This window comes from Pantoea sp. JK (assembly GCF_026130245.1).
GTDB lineage: Bacteria > Pseudomonadota > Gammaproteobacteria > Enterobacterales > Enterobacteriaceae > Pantoea > Pantoea trifolii.
Genome location: NZ_JAINFN010000008.1, coordinates 177626 through 197283, shown reverse-complemented (window position 1 = coordinate 197283; position 19658 = coordinate 177626). Strand labels below are relative to the sequence as shown.

At 58.6% G+C, this 19658-nt stretch carries 11 protein-coding genes; 2 read left to right on the top strand and 9 right to left on the bottom strand.

Going from position 1 to position 19658, the window contains the following annotated elements; translation table 11 throughout:
• Position 1 precedes the first annotated feature (1 nt).
• Together bcsB (PanJK_RS17795) and bcsC are read left to right on the top strand one after the other, a co-directional pair.
• The gene (gene bcsB, locus PanJK_RS17795; protein ID WP_265301628.1) at positions 2-2287 is read left to right on the top strand and encodes a cellulose biosynthesis cyclic di-GMP-binding regulatory protein BcsB; all 2286 of its coding nucleotides are present in this window, start codon (positions 2-4) and stop codon (positions 2285-2287) included.
• The gene (gene bcsC / locus PanJK_RS17790; RefSeq protein ID WP_265301626.1) at positions 2280-5669 is read left to right on the top strand and encodes a cellulose synthase complex outer membrane protein BcsC; all 3390 of its coding nucleotides are present in this window, start codon (positions 2280-2282) and stop codon (positions 5667-5669) included. Before bcsB (PanJK_RS17795) ends, bcsC begins: the two co-directional genes overlap by 8 nt.
• Before the next feature lie 93 nt (positions 5670-5762).
• On the opposite strand, the gene PanJK_RS17785 is transcribed toward bcsC, so the two are convergent.
• The 9 genes from PanJK_RS17785 to dppD form a co-directional block, all read right to left on the bottom strand.
• A complete protein-coding gene (locus PanJK_RS17785) occupies positions 5763-6767 on the bottom strand; it encodes a glycosyl hydrolase family 8 (protein ID WP_265301624.1) in 1005 nt (334 codons plus the stop codon).
• Positions 6768-6776: 9 nt separating this feature from the next.
• A complete protein-coding gene (bcsD, locus tag PanJK_RS17780) occupies positions 6777-7223 on the bottom strand; it encodes a cellulose biosynthesis protein BcsD (RefSeq protein ID WP_265301622.1) in 447 nt (148 codons plus the stop codon).
• Positions 7223-11026, bottom strand: a complete 3804-nt coding sequence (locus tag PanJK_RS17775) for a cellulose biosynthesis protein BcsC (RefSeq protein ID WP_265301619.1) — start codon at positions 11024-11026, stop codon at positions 7223-7225. The genes bcsD and PanJK_RS17775 overlap by 1 nt, the downstream gene beginning before the upstream one ends.
• Before the next feature lie 11 nt (positions 11027-11037).
• Positions 11038-13575: a cellulose biosynthesis cyclic di-GMP-binding regulatory protein BcsB gene (gene bcsB, locus PanJK_RS17770; protein WP_265301617.1), complete on the bottom strand. Its 2538-nt coding sequence runs from the start codon at positions 13573-13575 to the stop codon at positions 11038-11040.
• Positions 13572-15677, bottom strand: coding sequence for a UDP-forming cellulose synthase catalytic subunit (gene bcsA, locus PanJK_RS17765; protein WP_008104601.1), 2106 nt, complete (start codon positions 15675-15677; stop codon positions 13572-13574). The genes bcsB (PanJK_RS17770) and bcsA overlap by 4 nt, the downstream gene beginning before the upstream one ends.
• A gap of 54 nt (positions 15678-15731) precedes the next feature.
• Positions 15732-16532 (bottom strand): cellulose biosynthesis protein BcsQ, encoded by an 801-nt coding sequence (gene bcsQ / locus PanJK_RS17760; protein WP_256698000.1) that lies wholly within the window; start codon positions 16530-16532, stop codon positions 15732-15734.
• Positions 16523-17197 (bottom strand): cellulose biosynthesis protein BcsO, encoded by a 675-nt coding sequence (gene bcsO, locus PanJK_RS17755; RefSeq protein WP_265301612.1) that lies wholly within the window; start codon positions 17195-17197, stop codon positions 16523-16525. Before bcsO ends, bcsQ begins: the two co-directional genes overlap by 10 nt.
• Positions 17198-17671: 474 nt before the next feature.
• Positions 17672-18679 (bottom strand): dipeptide ABC transporter ATP-binding subunit DppF, encoded by a 1008-nt coding sequence (gene dppF / locus PanJK_RS17750; RefSeq protein WP_256697996.1) that lies wholly within the window; start codon positions 18677-18679, stop codon positions 17672-17674.
• A complete protein-coding gene (gene dppD / locus PanJK_RS17745; RefSeq protein ID WP_008104610.1) occupies positions 18669-19655 on the bottom strand; it encodes a dipeptide ABC transporter ATP-binding protein in 987 nt (328 codons plus the stop codon). Before dppD ends, dppF begins: the two co-directional genes overlap by 11 nt.
• Positions 19656-19658 lie beyond the last annotated feature (3 nt).

Here is a 19658-nt window from a genome sequence, read left to right as displayed (position 1 = left end):
CATGACGAAAAAACTGAGTTGGTTCACCGCCCTGATGCTGGGCTGCGTAGCTGTGGTGCAGGCCGCGCCACAGACCTCTGGCGCCCTCAATGCGCCGCAGCCGTTACCGGAGGTGAACGCGTTGGTCGACGCCAACGCGCCGCTGCGTGACAGCCAGCTGGTGTTCAATCAGGTCGCCCCACCGCCCGGCAGCATGACGCTGCGCGGAACCGAACCGAGCAGTCAGATTGAGTTTGGCGTGCGCAGCGATGAAGTGGTGACGCGTGCGCTGCTGAATCTGAGCTATCGTCCGTCGCCAGCGCTGATTCCCACGCTGTCGCAGCTTAAGGTCTATCTCAACGATGAGCTGGTGGGATTGGTGACCGTCACCGCCGATCAGCTTGGAAAAGAGAATCAAACGCAGATCCCTATCGATCCACGCTTTATCAGCGACTTCAACCGCGTGCGCCTCGAACTGGTTGGTCACTACGCCAACGTGTGTGAGAACCCGGCCAACAGCACCATCTGGCTGGATATCGGCAAAGCCAGCAAACTTGATTTGACGCTGCAAAAGCTGCCGCTGAAGAACGACCTGTCACATTTCCCGGAGCCGTTCTTTGATACGCGCGACAGCCGCCCGCTGCAGCTGCCGATGGTCTTCAACGCCCAGCCGAATCTGCTGCAACAGCGTGCGGCCGGGATTCTGGCTTCATGGTTTGGCAGCAAAGCACAGTGGCGCGGACAATCTTTCCCAGTGCTGTATAACCAGCTGCCCAAAGAGCAACATGCGGTGGTGTTTGCCACCAACGATCATCGTCCCGACTTCCTGAAAGACCTGCCGCCGGTGGAGAAACCGACGGTGGAGATGGTCAATCAGCCGGACAATCCGTACGAGAAGATGCTGCTGATTCTGGGTCGCGACGATCAGGATCTGTTAACTGCGGTGGAAGGGATTGCACAAGGTCAGCTGCTGCTGCGCGGCGACACCTCAACCATCGACAGCGTAAAACTGCTGGCCGCGCGCCAGGCGTACGATGCACCGAACTGGGTGCGCACCGATCGCCGCACTACCTTTGCCGAGCTGACGCAGTATCAAAATCAGCTACAGGGCGATGGCTTGCAGCCGAATCCAATCAGCCTGACGCTGAATCTGCCGCCGGATCTGTTCCTGGTGCGCGCGCGCGGTATCGATATGGATCTGCGCTACCGCTACACCTCGCCGATTCAGCAGGATGGATCGCGCCTCGCGGTGCATCTCAACAATCAGTTCATGCAGGATTATCCGCTGACGCCGAAAGATACCGCCGGTCAGCAGCTGATGCGCATTCCGCTGATGCAGGGTTTGCAGGACAGCAATCGCCAGTTGACCATTCCGGCGCTGCGCCTCGGTGTGGTGAATCAGCTGCGCTTTAACTTTGATTACGCCAACACCTTTATCGGTGGCACCGCCGATGGCCGCTGCGAAACCGTCACCGCCGTCGGACATCACGTGGTGATCGACGATACCTCGAGCATCGATTTCTCCGGCTATCGCCACTACATCGAAATGCCGTCGCTGGGTGCGTTCGCCAACGCCGGTTTCCCGTACAGCCGCTACGCCGATCTGGCGCAAACGCTGGTGCTGGTGCAGCCTAAACCGAGCAATGACGAAGTCAGCACGCTGCTCAATGCGCTCGGCAGCATCGGCGCGCAAACCGGTTATCCTGCGCTGCGCGTGCAGATGAGCGATGACTGGAGCAAAGCGAAATCAGCGGATGCGGACATGTTGATGATCGGCGGCATTCCGCCGGATCTGCAGGACGACACCAAGATCCCGCTGCTGGCCGATGCCGCACGCAGCTGGATCAGCATGCCCGCACGCAGCAATGCGGCGGCCAACGTGCCAATTTCTGACAGTGAACGCGCCGTGGAAAGCCAAACCACCATCAGCTCACGCGGGCCGATGGGCGCCATTGTTGGCTTCCAGTCACCGTTTAACGATCAACGCAGCGTCGTGGCGCTGCTGGCCGACAGCCCACGCGGCTGGGAATTGCTGAATAATGCATTGCTCGACAGCGGCAAACGCGCGGCGGTGTTCGGTTCCGCTGCGGTGATCCGTGAGTCAGGCGTGAATAGCATTCGTGTCGGCGAAACCTATTACGTGGGTCACCTGCCGTGGTGGGAACGTCTGTGGAATCTGCTGGCAACGCATCCGGTGTGGCTGGCGATTTGCGCGGTTGTGGTGGTGATTCTGTTTGCGCTGATGGCGTGGCGTTTAATGCGCATGGTGAGCCGTCGCCGTCTGGCCGAGCTGGATGACGATGAATAAACTGCAGCTTGGATTGCTGATTGGCAGCACGCTCGGGGTGTTGGCCGGTTCGGCTGCCGCCCCGATCGGTCCACAGGTTTCGCCGGTCGAGTGGCTGCTGATGCAGATTCGCACCGGCGAATCGACCAACAAACTCGATCTGGTGCAGCAATCGCTCTATCGGCTGGAAAAAATCGATCCTGATAATCCGCAGGTGCTGGCGGCGCAAATCCGCATGGCGTTGCGTCAGGGCGATCAGGCCAAAGCGCAAAAACTGCTGGATGAACTGAAGCGCGTGGCACCGAATGCCGCCGCCACGCGCGAATCGGAAGCCGGATTGCGTCTGGTGACTGCGGAAGGTCGTCAGCAGTTACAGCAGGCGCGCTTGCTGGCCACCGCTGGACACGTCGCCGAAGCCAAAGCCGCGTGGGACGCGCTGTTCCACGGCGTGTTCCCCGATGTGAATACCGAGCTGGAGTATTGGCGGTTGGTGGCGCGTTTGCCCGGCCAGCAGCCGCAAGCGTATCAACAGCTGCAGGCGCTGGAGCAGCGCTATCCCGGCAACATCGGCGTTGAGCTGCAGCTGGCGCGCATGGCGTTTGATAACAATCAGCCGGGCGAAGCCTTCACGCAGCTGCGTCGTCTCGCCAACCGCAACGGCGGGCGCGATGCCGCCTCCGAGCTGTGGTTACAGCAGATCCAGAATCAGCCGGTGAGCGAACGTAGCGTCGCCAGCCTGCAGCAATATCTGCAAACCTTCACCGAAGGCGATGCTCAGCAGCGCGGTCTGCAAGAGCTGGCACGTCAGCAAAAACTGCTCGCCGATCCCGCGTATCGCCAGCGCATGCGTGGTTTGGCGCTGGTGGATGCCGGTGGCGGCGCAAATGCGATTGCCACACTCAATGCCGCCTTAAAAGCCAATCCTAACGATGCCGAACTGATGGGCGCGATGGGCCAGGCGCAGGCGCGAGCCAACAATCGCGCCGCCGCCATTAGCTGGCTGGAGAAAGCGATTCAGACCGGCCAGGCCAGCACGCAGATCGGCAAGTGGCAGTCTCTGTTGCAAACCAACCGCTACTGGCTGGGGATCAACAATGGTGATGCGGCGCTGAAAAAAGGCGATATCGCAGCGGCGGAACGTTATTACCGCAGCGCGCAGGCGCTGGATAATCGCGATAGCTGGGCGCTGATTGGCCTGGGTGATGCGGCGCTGGCGCGCAAGAACGCCGCGCAGGCAGAAAGTTTTTGGCAGCAGGCGCTGCGGCGGGATCGCAGCAATAGCACGGCGAAAAGTCGTCTGCTACAGCTGCGTACCGATGCGCTGATGGCCGAAGCCGATACGCTGGCGCAGCAAGGTCAATGGCGTCAGGCGGCGGAGAAATATCGCCAGGCGGCGCAGGCGAATCCTGATGATATCTGGCTCGCTTATCGACTGGCTGGCGCGCTGCGCAACGGCGGCGAAGAAACCCAGGGCGCGCAGGTGATGGATGCGATGGTGCGCCAGCATCCTCAGGAACCCGCCGCGCTGTATGCGTCGGCGCTGTGGCTGGCTTCCGGCGACCGCGATGACGCGGCGCTGGCGACTTTGCATCGCTTGCCCACTTCGCGCTGGGACAGCAACATGCATGAGCTGGCCGATCGTCTCGAGCAGGACAAAGTGTTTTCCCGCGCCGGTGATTTACGCACGCGCGGCGATGAAACGGCGGCGATTGCGCTGCTGAAACAGCAACCCACTTCCATTCGCCGCGATATCACGCTGGCCGATTGGGCGCTGGAGCGCGGCGATGCCCGTAGCGCGCTGGCGAGCTATCAAAAGGTGCTGCAGCAAGACAGTAAAAACGGCGATGCGGCGCTGGGTCGCATCGAAGCCTTGATCGCGTTGAAACGACCTGCGGAAGCGCAGCGCGCGTTACAAACCTTGCCGCCGAGCGTAGCGCAGCAAAGCGTCAACAGCGGGCGACGCGTGGCGATCGCCTGGCAAAACAGTGGCGATGCCGATCGTGCCCAACAGATGTTTGCTGAGCTGAAAACCCGCGCGACGAAACTGGCACCGTCGCAGGAAAAAGCGCTGGTGTATCGCGATGCAGCGCGGCTGGACACGCAGTTGCAACAGCCCGCACAAGCGCAGCAGGATTATCAGCTGGCGATGGCCGCAAGCGGCATCAGCCCGGATGTGCCACAGGATAACGATCGCTATACGGCATTAACCCGCAATCAGGCGCAGGATGACTGGCTGAAACGCAGCATCCGCAGCGACGCCAGCGATCTGTATCGCCAGCAGGACACCACGTTCACACTGGAGCAGGATTACTCGCGCAACAAAGGCAACGGTGGCACCTCCGATTTCACCGCGCATACCACCATGATGCAGGCAGAAACGCCGCTGGCTGATGGCCGCAGCTTTGTGCGCGTGGATCATGTGCTGGTTTCAGCCGGCACCTTCTCCACCACCAACGGCAGCCACAGCGAGCAATTCGGCAGCTGTAATGATGACAATTCTGGCGGATGCAGCCGCGACTTTAACCAGCGCGATGAAGGCACCGCGCTGGGCGTGGGCTGGCATAACGATATATGGTCGGCGGATGTCGGCACGACGCCGCTCGGCTTCGAGACCCGCAACTGGGTCGGCGGCGTCAGCTGGAAAACCGACGTCAAAGACATTGGCCTGACGTTCACCGCATCACGCCGACCAATCTCCAGTTCGCTGCTGGCGTACGCAGGCGCACGCGATCCCGCTGCGAACGGTGGCAAAACCTGGGGCGGCGTGGTGGCAACCGGCGGCTCGCTCGGGCTGAGTTACGATCAGGGCGGCGCGCATGGCGTGTGGGGCGATATCAGTGCGCATCAACTCAGCGGTGATAACGTCGCAGATAATAGCCGCGAACGCCTCATGGCGGGCTATTACTACAAGCTGATTAATGAAGATAATCGCCGCGCCACCGTTGGCCTGAACAGCATGCTGTGGCATTACCAGAAAGATCTCAGCGACTACACCTTCGGCCAGGGCGGCTATTACAGCCCGCAGCAATATTTCTCGCTGTCGGTACCGGTGACCTATCGCCAGCGCACGGAAAACTGGTCATTTGATCTCGGCGGCTCGGTTTCCTGGTCACAATCGCATACCGATAGACAGCAGCGCTATCCGGTCAATCCGGGCTTCACGCTGGCGTCGAATCCTACCTCAGACAGCAGCTCGGGTACCGGTTTTGGCTACACGCTGCAGGCGTTGGTGGAGCGACGCATTACGCCGCACTGGTCGGTGGGATTGGCGATGGATATTCAACAGGCGAAGGATTACACCCCAAGCCACGGTTTGATTTTCATGCGCTACTCCATGTCCGGCTGGAACGGCGATATGGATATGCCACCACAACCGCTGACGCCGTATGCGGATTTTAAATAGGTATTAATGGAGGTCGCCATAAATGGCGACCCTACGGGTAAGTTGCAGGTTTTGTAGGGTCGCCATTCATGGCGACCTGGTCAAAGACAAGATTTACCGCTTTTCCTGATACGCCATCCAGGTCAGCAGTTGCAGACTGGCGGAGAAGTAGTTTTGATCCGGCGCTAAACGATCATTAAGGTAACCGGTTTGATTCAGCGTCAAATCGCGAACCGCAATCAATCCCCCTTCCATATTGTACGGCGCTGGTGTGTTGCCCAACACATCATACCAGGCGGGCGTAGTCATGCGCGCCGAACCTTGCCAGACGCGCTGGAACGGCACCAGACGCAAGCTTTGTGGATCGTACCACCAGATATTCAGCGGAATACGGATCGCGTCATAGCTGAAGCGGTTGGAATAGCCGATCGCCGGTGCCACTGAACCATCGGCATTCAGCGCCACCCAATCCAGCGGCAGGCCGGTTTTACCGAAGTGCATATCGCCCAGCAAATCCATGCCGTCATCAATCAGCTCATTCCAGATGCGCAGATGGCTGTGCTCGGCAAACTCGCGCCAGGCCTCGAACAGGAAATAGGACGGATTGAGCACCACATAGCTGGTTTTGTTGAAACCCTGCGCGCCCGGCAGCATCACTTTATGTCCGCCGTAGCTGATCACATTCAGCTTCACGATCGCACGCTGAATGCGGTCAGACGCTTGCTGGTAATCGCCGCCCCACTTCTGCGCCGCACGCTGCAGCGCCCAGGCAATCAGTACATCACCATCGGACGCGTTGTTTTTGTCGGCAATCGGATTGGCCGCGCCCGGCGTGTAGCGCCAGTAGAACAGATCGTTTTGCGGATTGCGCAGATGGGTGCGCGTCCACTGCCACAGCAGATCGAAGGTGGTGCGATCGTCATGCGCCACCGCCAGCAGCATGCCGTAACCCTGACCTTCGGTATGGCTGACGTTGTTGTTTGCCGTATCGCTGATACGGCCATCGCTGCCCATAAAGCGGCTTTTGTAGGTACTCCAGCCATCTGCGGCTGCCTGCGCGCTAAAAAACATCACCATGAAACACAGCATCCATTGACGCCAGAACCGCATTACTCTCATTACAGCTTCCTATTGATATCGATAGTGCAGCGTGCCGCCGTCGTTGTTCTCAAGCGTCACCGGCACCGCCGCGCTGCCACCTTGTGCCTGCAGCCACTGCGCATACACGCCCGCCAGCACTGCGCTCAGCGCCAGCTGCCAGCGTTCAACACCGACGTTGCTGTCGCCCTGCGGCAGCGCGTGGTGCTGAATCAGCATGGCATTTTCCTGCGGCTGTAACTGCACAAAGCCCCAGTTAAAGCGCGCCAGCTGCAAATTAATTTCACGCTCCAGATCCTGCACGGTGCGCGCGTCGGGTAAAGGATAGCGCGTAGCCAGCGAAACGCCGACGCCGTTGAGAAAGCCTTCCGCTTCCTCGCCCGCGTTGTCCAGCATGCTCTCAATCATCGCGCTCACCAGATCAAACCAGCCCGGCTGATGCGGATGGCTGACGCGTGCGGTTACTTGCTCACTCATTAGTAATCTCCGAACATGTAACGGAAGTACAGATTGGCTGTGCTTTCATTGTAATCGCCAAAGGTGTCGTAGCCTAATTGACCGCCCACAGTGACATCTTTGTTGATCTTATAATCCGCACCGGCATGCAGGTTGTAGCCAATGCCGTTTTTGCTCTCGCCGCTGTAGAACGCATCCTTCACGTAGCCTTGATCGGCCAGACTTTGCAGCTGCGCCTGCAACGACGGATTATTCGGGAAGTAGGCGCTCTTATCCTGGCTGTAGGATTGATAACCTACCGAACCGCCGACGTTCACTTTCAGGTCGTCAAACTTGCGGCTGAACTCGATGGGGAACGACACCGACGCATAGTTCTGCGGGCTGAAGTAACCGCCCTGACCGTAGCTGAAGTAGCTGAGGTTTTTCGAGTAATCCATCCACGACAAACTCATGCCGACTTTTAGCTCGCGATCGTCGAGGTGATACGGACGCACATACGCGCCTGCGGTCGCCTGCACGCTGTTGTTGCTCGCCACGTTTTCGCCGATGTAGCTGTACGCACCGCCGCCGACGTAGAAACCGGCATCGCCGTTGTCGTAACTCAGCAAGGCGTTACCGCCGTTTTTAGTCACGCGGCCCCAGCGTTTACCGCTGGTTTTGTCTTCGACGCCCACATACGACAGCAGGCTGTCGGTCATCGCGCGGCGTTCACCGGTGAGGATCAGCGTCAGGAAGTCAGTCAACTTCGGCGACCACTGCACGCCGCCCACCAGCGTACTCAGGTCCTGACCCAGCGGCGTGCTGCCGAGGTCAATCTTGTAGCTGTCGCCCTTCAGCGCCATGTTCAGCTCCACGCCGGTCGCGGATTGCGAATCGGTGGAGGAGTTTGGCACGTCGTCAATTTTCGCATCACCCGATGCCACCACTTGTCCCTGCACCAGCGAGTTGGTGCCGAAACGGCGCCATGCGTCGCCACCGGCGCTGCCTGCGGTGAGGGAAATCGGCGTCATGGTGAAGTCGAAGCGCGCATCGCCAAACGGCACGGTGGAGAAAGTCAGTGGCGCTTTGGCTTCGGTGAGTTTACTCAAGCCTGATTCGCCATCACGACCGCGTACCTGCATTTGACCTTGCACCCAGGTGCCGGTTTTCTCTTGCAGATCGTCCATCATGTTGTCGATTTGACGCAGCGTCTGGCTCTGCTGAATCGCCGGCGTGTTGCTTGCCAGCGTCACGCCTTCGGCGCTGCTGGTGGCCGCTGGAGCCGACTGCCACGGCATCACCGCGCCATAGCTGGACGGCGAACGGCCCACCGGCGAGGTGCCGCGATTGATAAACGGATTATCGGCAAGCGCCAAACCACCGACGCTTGGCACGCTGCCGGTTTCTGCGCCCTGCAGACCAATCAGCTGACCGCGCGCGGTGCGCAGATAGCTCATCGCCTGGCTGTGTTCACCGTTGGCTTCCGCCACGCGGGCTAACAGCAGCAAGCGATCTGGCGACTGCTCATTGCGCAGGCCGCGCGTTAAGGTATTGGCTTTGTTGACGTCATTCTGCGCCAGCGCCACGTTGATGGCACCGGTGCGCGCGTCTTGCGTCGCGGTATCCTGCGTCATCAGGTAGTCGTACACCACGCCCGCTTCTTTGTTCATCTTGCCGGACTGATAGAGTCGCGCCATGGCGAACATCAGATCGCGGTTCTGCGGATCGTGCTGCAGCGCGCCCACCAGCTTGTCGTAAGCGGCGGCGTACTGTTTCTGCTCACGCAGACGATCCACTTCGTTGATCACGTAGCCGTTGCGGATGCCCGCCAGCTGAGTTGGCGTGCTGCGTGCCTGCAATTCCGGGCTGCTGAGGAAGCTCTGCGCTTCGGTGTTCAGACCGGCCTGATTCAGCACCGCCACCTGCGCGGCGTAATCACCGGCGTTGCCCTGAATGCCGCGCTGCATGTTGCTGCGCACCACAGAAACGGCAGTGGTGATATCGCCGGCTTTCGCCAGCTTCTGCGCCAGATTACCGGCATCAACCGGATTAGACGGCGGCGTCGATGCCAGCGCACGCAAGGTGTTGGCCGCTGCCGCGTTCGAGCCCTGCGCCAGATATTGATCGGCGGTGGCCATCTGCAGGTTAAAGTTGACGCGCTGCGCCAGCTCGCGCATATCGCTATTCTTGCTGCTATTAGGAATGCGCGACAGCAGCAAACTCGCCTGCTGCCAGGCGCTGCTTTCGCTGGCGTTTAACGCACCCGCGTAGAGTTCGGTGGTGCTGGCACCGCTGCGCATAGTCGGCTGCATGATATTTGCCGCCATCATGTTATCGCCCTGCGCGCGGTAGAGACGCGCCAGATCGAGACGCAGCCAGCCATCATTGGGATAGCGCTGAATACCCGAGGTCAAGGTGGCGATAGCCGCGCTGTTGTTGCTCGCCGCCACTTCACGCTTGGCCTGCGCACGAATCGGATCGGTGCTGCTGCCGCGCGGTGCCACGCTTTGACGCACGCTGTCGGGCAGCGATGCCAGCAAGGTGTTGGCTTCTGCGCCACGGTTCTGCTGACGCAGCACATAGAACAAGCCTTCTTTGGCATTGCGGTTATTGGCATCGCTTTGCAGGATGGAACGATAGGTTTGCTCCGCCTGATCGAGCTGATTGCTGCGACGCTGCACATCGGCGCGGAACAGTTTGGCAGAGACGCCTTTCTCGCCGTCGGCCTGCGCCAGCGGTTCGCTCAGCGCCAACGCCTGCGCGCTGTCACCGTTTTTCAACGCCTGCTGCGCGGTGGCCAGCTGCGCGTAGAAACGTGCATCAGCGGCCTGCTTCTGGCGCGTGTCGCTCTGATCGCCACCCAACTGCGCCGCGCGCGTCAGGTAATCCGCCGCTTCGGCATAACGTCCGGCACGCTGGGCGACATAGCCCATCCCGGCCAGCGCATCCGCATCTTGCGGGTTGGCTTGAAGCACTTTCTCAAAGTTGTTCTGCGCGTTGCTGACGTCGCCGCTGTTCAGCGCGGTAAAGCCCGCGCCCTTCTCAGCGCCGCCGACGTTTTTACGGTAGTAATCCAGCACCGCGTTATCTTGTGGATGGCGCTGCTGCCAGGTTTGGTACAGCGATGCATCGGACGCCTGCGGACCAAGCCACAACAGCGCCTGACGCAGCGAACGATCGGCTTCTTTGTTGCCGTCTGCCAGGCTGCCGAGCACATCAATACCCTGACGACGCGTCGATTCCTGATAGGTCAGCGCTTTACCCAGCGCCAGTTTGGCACCGGTATCCTGCGGATGATCGGCGGAGAACTGACGCAGCGCTTCAACCGCCTGCGGCAGCAGCGAACGATCGCCCGCCATGGTCAGATAATATTCGGCGGCTACGCTCGGCGGCGGCTCGTTGCCGCTGAAGGTGTTACGCCAGGTTTGCAGCGACGCCGCGATGTTGCCGCTGCGTGCCTGCTGACGCGCCAGCTGCAGCTGCGCCTGCGGAATGGTTTGCAGCTGGCGCGCGTTGTCCAGCTCGGTGAGATGCGGATCGTTCGGCGAGGCGGCGCTCAGGCGCGCACGCCACTGCGCCGCTTCCGCCGTGCCGCCGCTCTGCTGCGAATAGAGCGCCAGCAGATAGAGCGCCTGCGTGTTGTTCGGCTCAACCATCAGCACTTTCTGCAGCGAGGCTTTCGCCAAATCGTCATGCGCTTTCTGGTGCCAATACGCCGCCTGATCGAACAGCGCCTGTAACGCAGGATTAGTGCTCTCCGCCGCCAGCAGCGGCTGAGAGAGCGTCAGTGCCCCACCCAGAATCAGGGCATGACGAATACCGGCACTTAACAGATGTTTTTTCATTGTTTTTATCCTTACTTCTTGCCGGACTTGCTATCAACTTTGGGGTTGAGACGACGCCACGCATGACGTTTCAGCATCACCCATACACCGCCGCCGACCAACGCTGACAGCAGCAGCGCCGCCAGCGCCATCAGCACCGAGTGCTGGTTGGCATACCACACCACCATCATGTACCACGGCATTTCGCCGCTCGGGAATTGCGGGCCGACGCGGAAGCTGCGAATGCCGTTCTCATCGGTGATGATGGCGGTATCGCCGCGAATACCGGCGTTGATGCGCGCGGAATTCAGGTCTTCATGCAGGCGCAGCAGTTGCTGATCGCTGGTCGCCACCGTCATCACCACTAAGCGATCCGGGTTCCACGGCGAGCGATAGCTGACAAAGCCGCGCCACGCTTCGTTGGAGGAGAAGTAACGATCGGCATCCAGCTGCTGGCGATACCAGTCGCCGGTCAGCCAGCCGCGCAGCTTGTCCCAGGTGGTCGGCTCTTTCACGCCCAGCGTGTTGCCGCTGGTATCAAACGGCGTGTTGGCCAGCATTGCCTGATTAAAGTCGTTGTTCTGCGTGGTGCTCACCGCCAGCAGATCGCTCTGCTGCAGACGCGTCATGTTGGTGCCGCCGTTTGGCAGGCCAAACAGCACCTGGTTTTGCAGCAGCGGCACGCCGGTGGCGTTCCCGGCGCGGGAAGCCATATCCAGCAGCGTCGAGATCTCCGCATCGCTTGGTTGTTCCGGCAGCAGCAGCGTGGTCTGCGAGAAGTCCGCCAGACGTGAGAATGGGAACGAGGCGCCCACAAAGTAAGAGAGGTTTGGCAGCATGGTGAAGTGGCGCGTGTGGCTTAAATCGATCCACGAATCCTCTTCGATGCGGCTCTTAATGTTGTTGTTCAGCAGCACGCCGCACGGTGCATCCGCTTTCGGCTTGATGTTGAAGTAGAGCGCCAGCTGGTTGTCACCGTAAATCAGGTACGGCTCGAGCTTCAGGGTGTAATGCTCCTGACGCGCGTCGCCGCCCAGACGATGCCAGGCGCTTTCCAGCAAGCCGACTTTATTTACCGTCAGGTTGCGCAGGAAGGTGCCGTTAATCATCACGTTGAGGAACGAGTTGTTCTCGTCAATCCAGCTTTCGGATGGGAAGCGATAGTGCAGCTCCACCGGAATGGTATCGCCATCCCACAGGAACAGATCCGGCGCGGCGCGGAAGTTAACGCTCAGCGCATCGTGCCAGATGCCGGTGGTGGTCAGGCTCTGATCTTTACGCAGCAGTTCGCTCAGACGCACCGGACGCGTGGTGTTAATCCAGCGCGGCGCATCGTACGGCTTACGCACGCCAATTGGCTGCGGCTGCACGTTCAGGCTGCTGGCATCGGTCGCCAGCGGCTGAGTGGTTAAACGGTTAGCGGCCTGACGCAGCTGGTCGTCATTCGCCCCGACCACCAGCAGCAATTTGTAGACCGGATTGTTGGGATTATCGATCACCTGCAGCAGCGGACCGTTGGTGGCTGGCAAGGTTACGGTGCCAATTTTGTCGCCCGGATGGCCGATCAGAATACCGTTGTGCTCAGGCAGATCGCCGCGCACTACCGGGAAACGGATGCCGCGATAATCCGACTGAATGCCCATCCACGATGCCACCAGCGCAGCGGCGCTGATGCTGTCCGGCGCGGCATTGGCGGCAAAGCCAAAGGTGACGCTGGCGGGCGTCATGCGCTGCGCATCGATAAATGGACGCGGGAAGTTACGCAGGCTGGTGCCAATGTTCAGCTGCTGGCCTTCAAGGCTCAGCGTGGTTTTCGGCAGAATCGATACCTGATACTGCTGCGCGCTCTCTTTCTCGCACAGCAGCTTGTCGGCATCGTTAATCTTGAAGCTGAGGTTGTTGCTTGAGACCACCATCGCCGCCGGAATATCCAGCTGGTAATCGCTGACATCGCTGTCGCTGGAGCCCAACGGCAAGGTGCCAAGCGGCTGACCATTCAGCATTAGCTGCAGCGAGGTGTTACGCGCTGCCAGCGCCGCCGAGACGCGCAGCGACAGATTGAGGCGCGCGTTGGTGATCACTTCATCGCTGGGCAGCGTGAACACGATACCGGATTGCAGCTGACCGCCGGTCAATGTAATGCCGCGCGGCTGGCCCATCTGCGCCACCGAAACAATGCTGCTGATTGGCTGGTTGAGCGTCGCGGAAGCCGTCTCTGGCATCACCGCCGGTGCGGTTGGTGCTACCGTTGGCAGCACCATTTCTGGTGTGGCTACAGGCGCAGGTTCGCTGGCCGCCGGTTCGGCGGGCGTTTCATTGACCGTTGTCGGTGCGGTTTGTGGTGCCGCTTCCGGTGCAGTTTGTGGTGCGGTTTCTACTGGCGCATAAGGTGCCGCGCCTGCCGCCTGTTGCAGCTGTTGATCGGCCGCACTTTCAATGCCTTGCGGCGGCGGCACGTCAGAAAGCGCACCGCTATCCTGGGTGACCGCCGGGGTTTCGGCCCACGCTGGCGCAAACAGCAGCGCCGTTGCCAGCGAGCTTGCCAGCAACGTTTGCGTCAAATTCTTCATGCAGCGCTGTCCTCTTTTGCGGCGGGCTGGTTATCACGCTTACGCTTCTCACGGCGATCTTTCCAGGTCAGCCAGAACAGCTCAAAGACGGTACGAATAATGGTGCCAAGCGAAACCAGTGGATTGTCTTGCTTATATTCCGGCTGAATCCAGGCATCCGCGCGCGCCAACACCACGCGCACCAATTCACGACGGCGCGACAGCGGCATATCGCCAAAGCGCAGACGGATGCTCTCTTCATCGCCGGAGATTTTACTCACCGGAATGGTGATGGTGCCCGATTTCAGCAACAGGTCGATCTCTTCGATTTCATCGTGTTCGTGACGATTGTCCGGCGCATCCAGCTGCGCGCCGCCCATCGAAAGATCGCTGGTTTTCGTGCGCGACGAGATGCCGCTGGCGTAGTGAATCACCGCCGGAATCTGCACTTCAATACGGATGGTTTTACGCACTTGCTTGGTTTCGCGCGCCACGGCAATCGCCGCCATCAGGATAATCAGGCTGAACACCGCCCAGCCGACGTTGAGGGCGATAACGTAAGGATCGACGCCAAAGTAGTCATGCGCCGTCGCACGTACCACGCCAGCGATGATGCCAATCGACAGCAGCACCGCGACAATCACGTGTGGACGCACGATGTGGAAGTCGAAGAAGCCCTGATCGAGCAGGCCACCTTTATCCGTTACGTTAAACTTGCCGCGCTTCGGTGCCAGCATGGTCAACAGCGTGGGGATTACGAGGTGGAAGCACATCACGGTTTCGTAGATTTCGCCCCAGAAGGTGTAACGGAACTTGCCGTTCATCCGTGAGTTGACGTAGAGCGACATCACCAGATGCGGCAAGACGTAGGCGAAAATCAGCGATGCCGACGAGTGAATGATATTCAGGTTGAACAGCAGGTAGGCCAGCGGTGCCGTCAGGAACGCCACGCGCGGCAAGCCGAACTGGAAGTGCAGCATGGCGTTGAGGTAGCACAGACGTTGCTGCCACTTCAATCCACGGCCAAACAGCGGGTTATCGACGCGGAAGATCTGCGTCATGCCGCGCGCCCAGCGGTTACGCTGCACCACGTGCAGACCAAGACGCTCGGTGGCCAGACCGGCCGCCAGCGGAATCGCCAGGAAGGCCGAGCCCCAACCGAGACGCTGCATTTTCAGTGCGGTATGCGCATCTTCCGTCACGGTTTCTACCGCAAAGCCACCGATCTCTTCCAGCGCGCTTCGGCGAATCACCGCACAGGAGCCGCAGAAGAAGGTGGCGTTCCAGTTATCGTTACCCTGCTGTACTGGGCCGTAAAACAGTGAACCTTCGTTCGGGATGCTGCGCGCCGCGCGCAGGTTACGCTCGAACGGATCCGGCGAATAGAAGTAGTGCGGGGTTTGCAGCAGCGCCAGCTTGGGATCTTTCAGGAACGGACCGACCGTCGCCTGCAGGAAGGTGCGCGTAGCCACGTGATCGCAGTCGAAGATGCAAATCAGCTCACCTTTGGTGATCTTCATGGCGTGGTTGAGGTTACCGGCTTTGGCGTGATTGTTATCGTCACGGGTGATGTAACCCACGCCGACGTCAGCGGCAAATACCGCAAACTCACTGCGTTTACCGTCATCCAGCAAATAGACCTTCAGCTTGTCGCGCGGGTAATCAATACACTGCGCCGCCAGCACAGTATCACGTACCACATCGAGGCTTTCATTGTAGGTTGGAACATACACATCCACCGTCGGCCACAGGCTGGTATCATCCGGCAAAGGTTCGATGGTGCGTTTTAATGGCCAGGTGGTTTGCAGGAAGCCGAGAATTAAGATCAGCCAGACGTACAGTTCGGCCAGATATAAGCCGATACCGAGAATCGCTTCAATCTCAGAATTAAATTGCAGCGTCTCCGTGGTGCGCCACCAGATATATCGGGTCGACATCAGCGCGGATAGGATAACCATGACGATAGTTATTTTGCGGCTTTTGCTGAAGCCCAGTAAAAACATCATGCCGATGCTGATTAAGCCAAATATATATTGCTTCTGGCTGTCCATAGGCGTGATGACGATTACCGCCGCCACTGGTGCAAGCACCAGCAGCAGCAGGTAAAACCCGAGTTTACTCATGATTCACCCTGAAGAAGCTGTGTTGTTATTATGGGGCCGGAGACGGCCTCATTATTAATAGTGGCTGCGAATAGGTGCCTGAACTTCGCCGTTGCCGACGGTGATATTCAGGATATTGGCTGCGCGTTTTGCCACTAATTCGATATCAAACGCAGCGGCGGAAGCTGGGCTGAAATCATAAACAGATTGTTGCGAGGCATTGGCTTCCGCGACACTTTCATCACGATGTACCACGCCTAATAAGTTCTCACCCAGGCGCTGCTGCATAAAAGCGGTAACTTCACGGCTAATATTGCGGCGATTGTCGCTCTGATTAAGCACAAAATAATGACCACGTTTATTATTTAGCGGCTGACCAATCATGCGGTCATTTTCAATTTGCGGCAGTAAAGAGACCGACGCGGTATCCGCTAACATCACCACTAAATGCATATCGGCAAGTGCCTGCATTGCTTTAAGCGCGGGACCCGGACCTGGCGGAAAATCGGCGATAATCACCAGTCCCGGATAATTCAATACCGTGTCCAGACCGCGTTTCAGGAAATGCGGATCTTTTACCAGGTTCTCTTCAAAACGTTCACGCTGCTCTTCACTGACTTCGCCATAAGGCATGACGAAAATGTTGCCGCCGGTGGTCAGAATCGATTGGCTCCAGTCAGCCTGATCTTCAGAGCGCGCGACAAAGCCGCGACCATCATTCAGCGGTACGCCGAAATGCAGGCGCAAGGCGTTCTGAACATCGAAATCGATTGCCAAGACCTTGCTGCCAGCGCGAGCCAAACTCCACGCAAGGTTGGCCGCCATGGTGGTTTTCCCTACTCCCCCTTTTGGCGAGCACACACAAACTAACGGCATAGCGCAATCTTCTCCAGTAGCGGTTTTAACGGTGTTTCTTTTGACAAATTAGCGGGCTCGGCCGGACGCGAGCGGAACAGCGCACCAAAGCGAGACGGTGCGGGCGCAGCCGGACGTGCCGGTTCAACCGCAGCGGCAAAGGTGTGCGCAGGGGCTGGCGCGATCGGCGCTGGCGCTGCCGGTGCAGGCGCGGCAACAGCAGCAGTCTGAGCAATTGGTGCAGCGGATGCGGCGACAGGTTTGGCCGGCGGAAACAGTGAAGTTGTGGCCTGACGCTCCACCAACGTGGCTTTTGGCGCTAATGGCGTGGCAGATGACACCGGTTTCGCTGATGTCGCGGGCGGGAACAGCGATGAGCCGGTCTCCGGCTGGGCAGCGGCAGGCGCGTTCAGGCTGTCGAGAATCGATCCACGAGCCGGACTGTCAGGTGCAGCCTGAGCAGGCTCCGGCGGTGCGCTAAATTCATCCCCGCGAATCGGATGCGGTTGCGGCATATCAATACGCTGGCCGCTTCCTAATTCAGGCTCTTGATCGGTGGTCAATTGACGCAGTAACGCCCACTGACTTTGATCGGCTTCATGCGATTGACCGGACATATCCTTAAAAGCGATATCAAGCGTCTGCGTTTTCTCTTTAAAACGCTGCAGATCGTCGTAATTCTTCATGATCAGAGCCTGTAAAAGCGGGAGGGAATTTTCCGCGAATATATCACACACATTAAAAGACGGTGAGACAAATCTGATTATTAAAACGCCGCATTCAACAAAAGAATTCTATCTTTAAGATTGAAAAAACGGGCATGCAAGAAGCGTGCAGTTATTTATTGACGGGTATTAATTAGTATCAATTAACAGAAATAATTACGCAGGGGATTTTAACCTAAGCTACTGAATTTTCTCTATTGCGCTGCAAGTTATGGATTTTATTTCATTGTGAAGTCGCTCACGCAATCCTGACGCAAATAAGAATTTGCCTTTACGCTTTAAGTCCTGGTCAGGACCAATTGAGCACTGATGCACTCGCGTAATGCTTTTTGCATGGCTTTGGCCATAACAGGTTTTGTCGTTAATTAATCTGATGTATTAAGGATAAAAGAAAGGCTCCCGCAGGAGCCTTCATTCATTTATAGCGGTAATTTATCACGCGCCCACTGGCTGGTTCTCATCCTGATCCACCGCGAAGCAGGCGATTTGTTGATCGCCGTACTGCTTCAGCTTTGGCTGCAACTGAACGCAGGTGCCAAAACGACGACGGCAGCGCGCGTTAAACGCACAGCCCGGCGGCGGATTGAGCGGGCTCGGCAGTTCGCCCGTGAGCTTGATGCGCTCGCGGCGATCGTCCGGGTTAAGACGTGGTGTCGCTGACAGCAGCGCCTGCGTGTAAGGATGGCGCGGATTGCTGAAGATCGCCTCTTTGCTGCCCTTCTCAACGCAGCGGCCGAGATACATCACCATCACCTCATCGGCGATGTGTTCCACCACCGACAGGTCATGCGAGATAAAGACGTAGGACAAGCCTAAATCCTGCTGCAAATCCATCATCAGGTTAAGCACCTGCGCACGCACCGAAACGTCGAGCGCGGAGACCGGCTCATCGGCAATCAGCACATCCGGGTCGAGCATCAAACCACGCGCAATCGCGATACGCTGACGCTGGCCGCCCGAGAACATGTGCGGATAACGATCGTAATGCTCGGTTTTTAGGCCTACCTTCGCCATCATCTCCAGCGTTTTTTCTTTGCGCTCCGCTTTGGTCAGCGAGGTGTTGATCACCAGCGGCTCTTCCAGAATCTGGCTGATTTTCTTACGCGGATTGAGCGAACCATAAGGGTTCTGGAACACGATCTGGATTTTCTGACGACGCAGTTTCTGCGCCTGCGGATCGTGTTTTAACAGATCCTGACCGTGCCAGAACAGCTGGCCTTCGGTTGGCGTTTCAATCATGGTCAGCAAGCGGCCCAGCGTGGATTTACCACAGCCGGATTCACCCACCACCGCCAGCGTTTTGCCGCGTTCGAGGTTGAACGAGACGCCATCCAGCGCTTTTACCAGACGTTCCTGGCCAAACAGACCTTTCTTCACCGGGTAGTGTTTTTTCAGGTCAATCGCCTGCAGCAGGTAATCCTGCTGGTTGTTATCAAGACTCATAAGTCGGTCTCCCGGCATCATCCAGTGGGAAGTGACATTTGGCCTGACGGCCCGGAATGTCGCGCAGCTCCGGCTCTTCGCGGCGGCAGCGATCGGTCACATACGGGCAGCGCGGATTTAACAGGCAGCCGGTTGGGCGATCGTATTTACCCGGCACCACGCCAGGCAGCGAGGCCAGACGCGCTTTATCGGCGGCAAACTCCGGCAGCGCGCGCAGCAGCGCCTGCGTATACGGATGACGTGGCGCTTTGAAGATATCCACCGCTTTACCGCTTTCCACCACTTGTCCGGCATACATCACGATGATGTGCTGTGCCGCTTCGGCCACCAGCGCCAGATCGTGAGTAATCAGGATCAGCGCCATGTTCTCCTGCTTCTGCAACTCCAGCAGCAGTTCGATGATCTGCGCCTGAATGGTGACGTCGAGTGCGGTGGTTGGCTCATCGGCGATCAGCAGTTTCGGTTTGCAGGCAATCGCCATGGCGATCATCACGCGCTGGCTCATACCGCCCGACAGCTGATGCGGATAGACATCAAGACGCGATGCCGGGTCAGGAATGCCCACCTGATCGAGCAGATCAATCGCGCGCTGACGACGCGTACGTTTGCTGCCGCCCTGGTGCACCTTCAGCGCTTCCATGATCTGGAAACCCACGGTGTAGCACGGGTTGAGGCTGGTCATGGGGTCCTGGAAAATCATCGCTACTTCTGCGCCCACCAGCTGGCGGCGCTCTTTTTCGGAGATTTTCTGCAGGTCGCGCTGGTTGAACTCCAGTTTTTCCGCCATTACGCGGCCGGGATAATCAATCAGGCCCATAATCGCCAGTGAACTCACGGATTTGCCCGAGCCAGATTCACCAACAATACCCACCACCTGGCCTTGCTCGACCTGATAGCTGATGCGGTCAACCGCACGGAACGGTGTTTTTTCGTCGCCGAAATGCACCGATAACTTGTCTACATTTAATAACGCCATCTC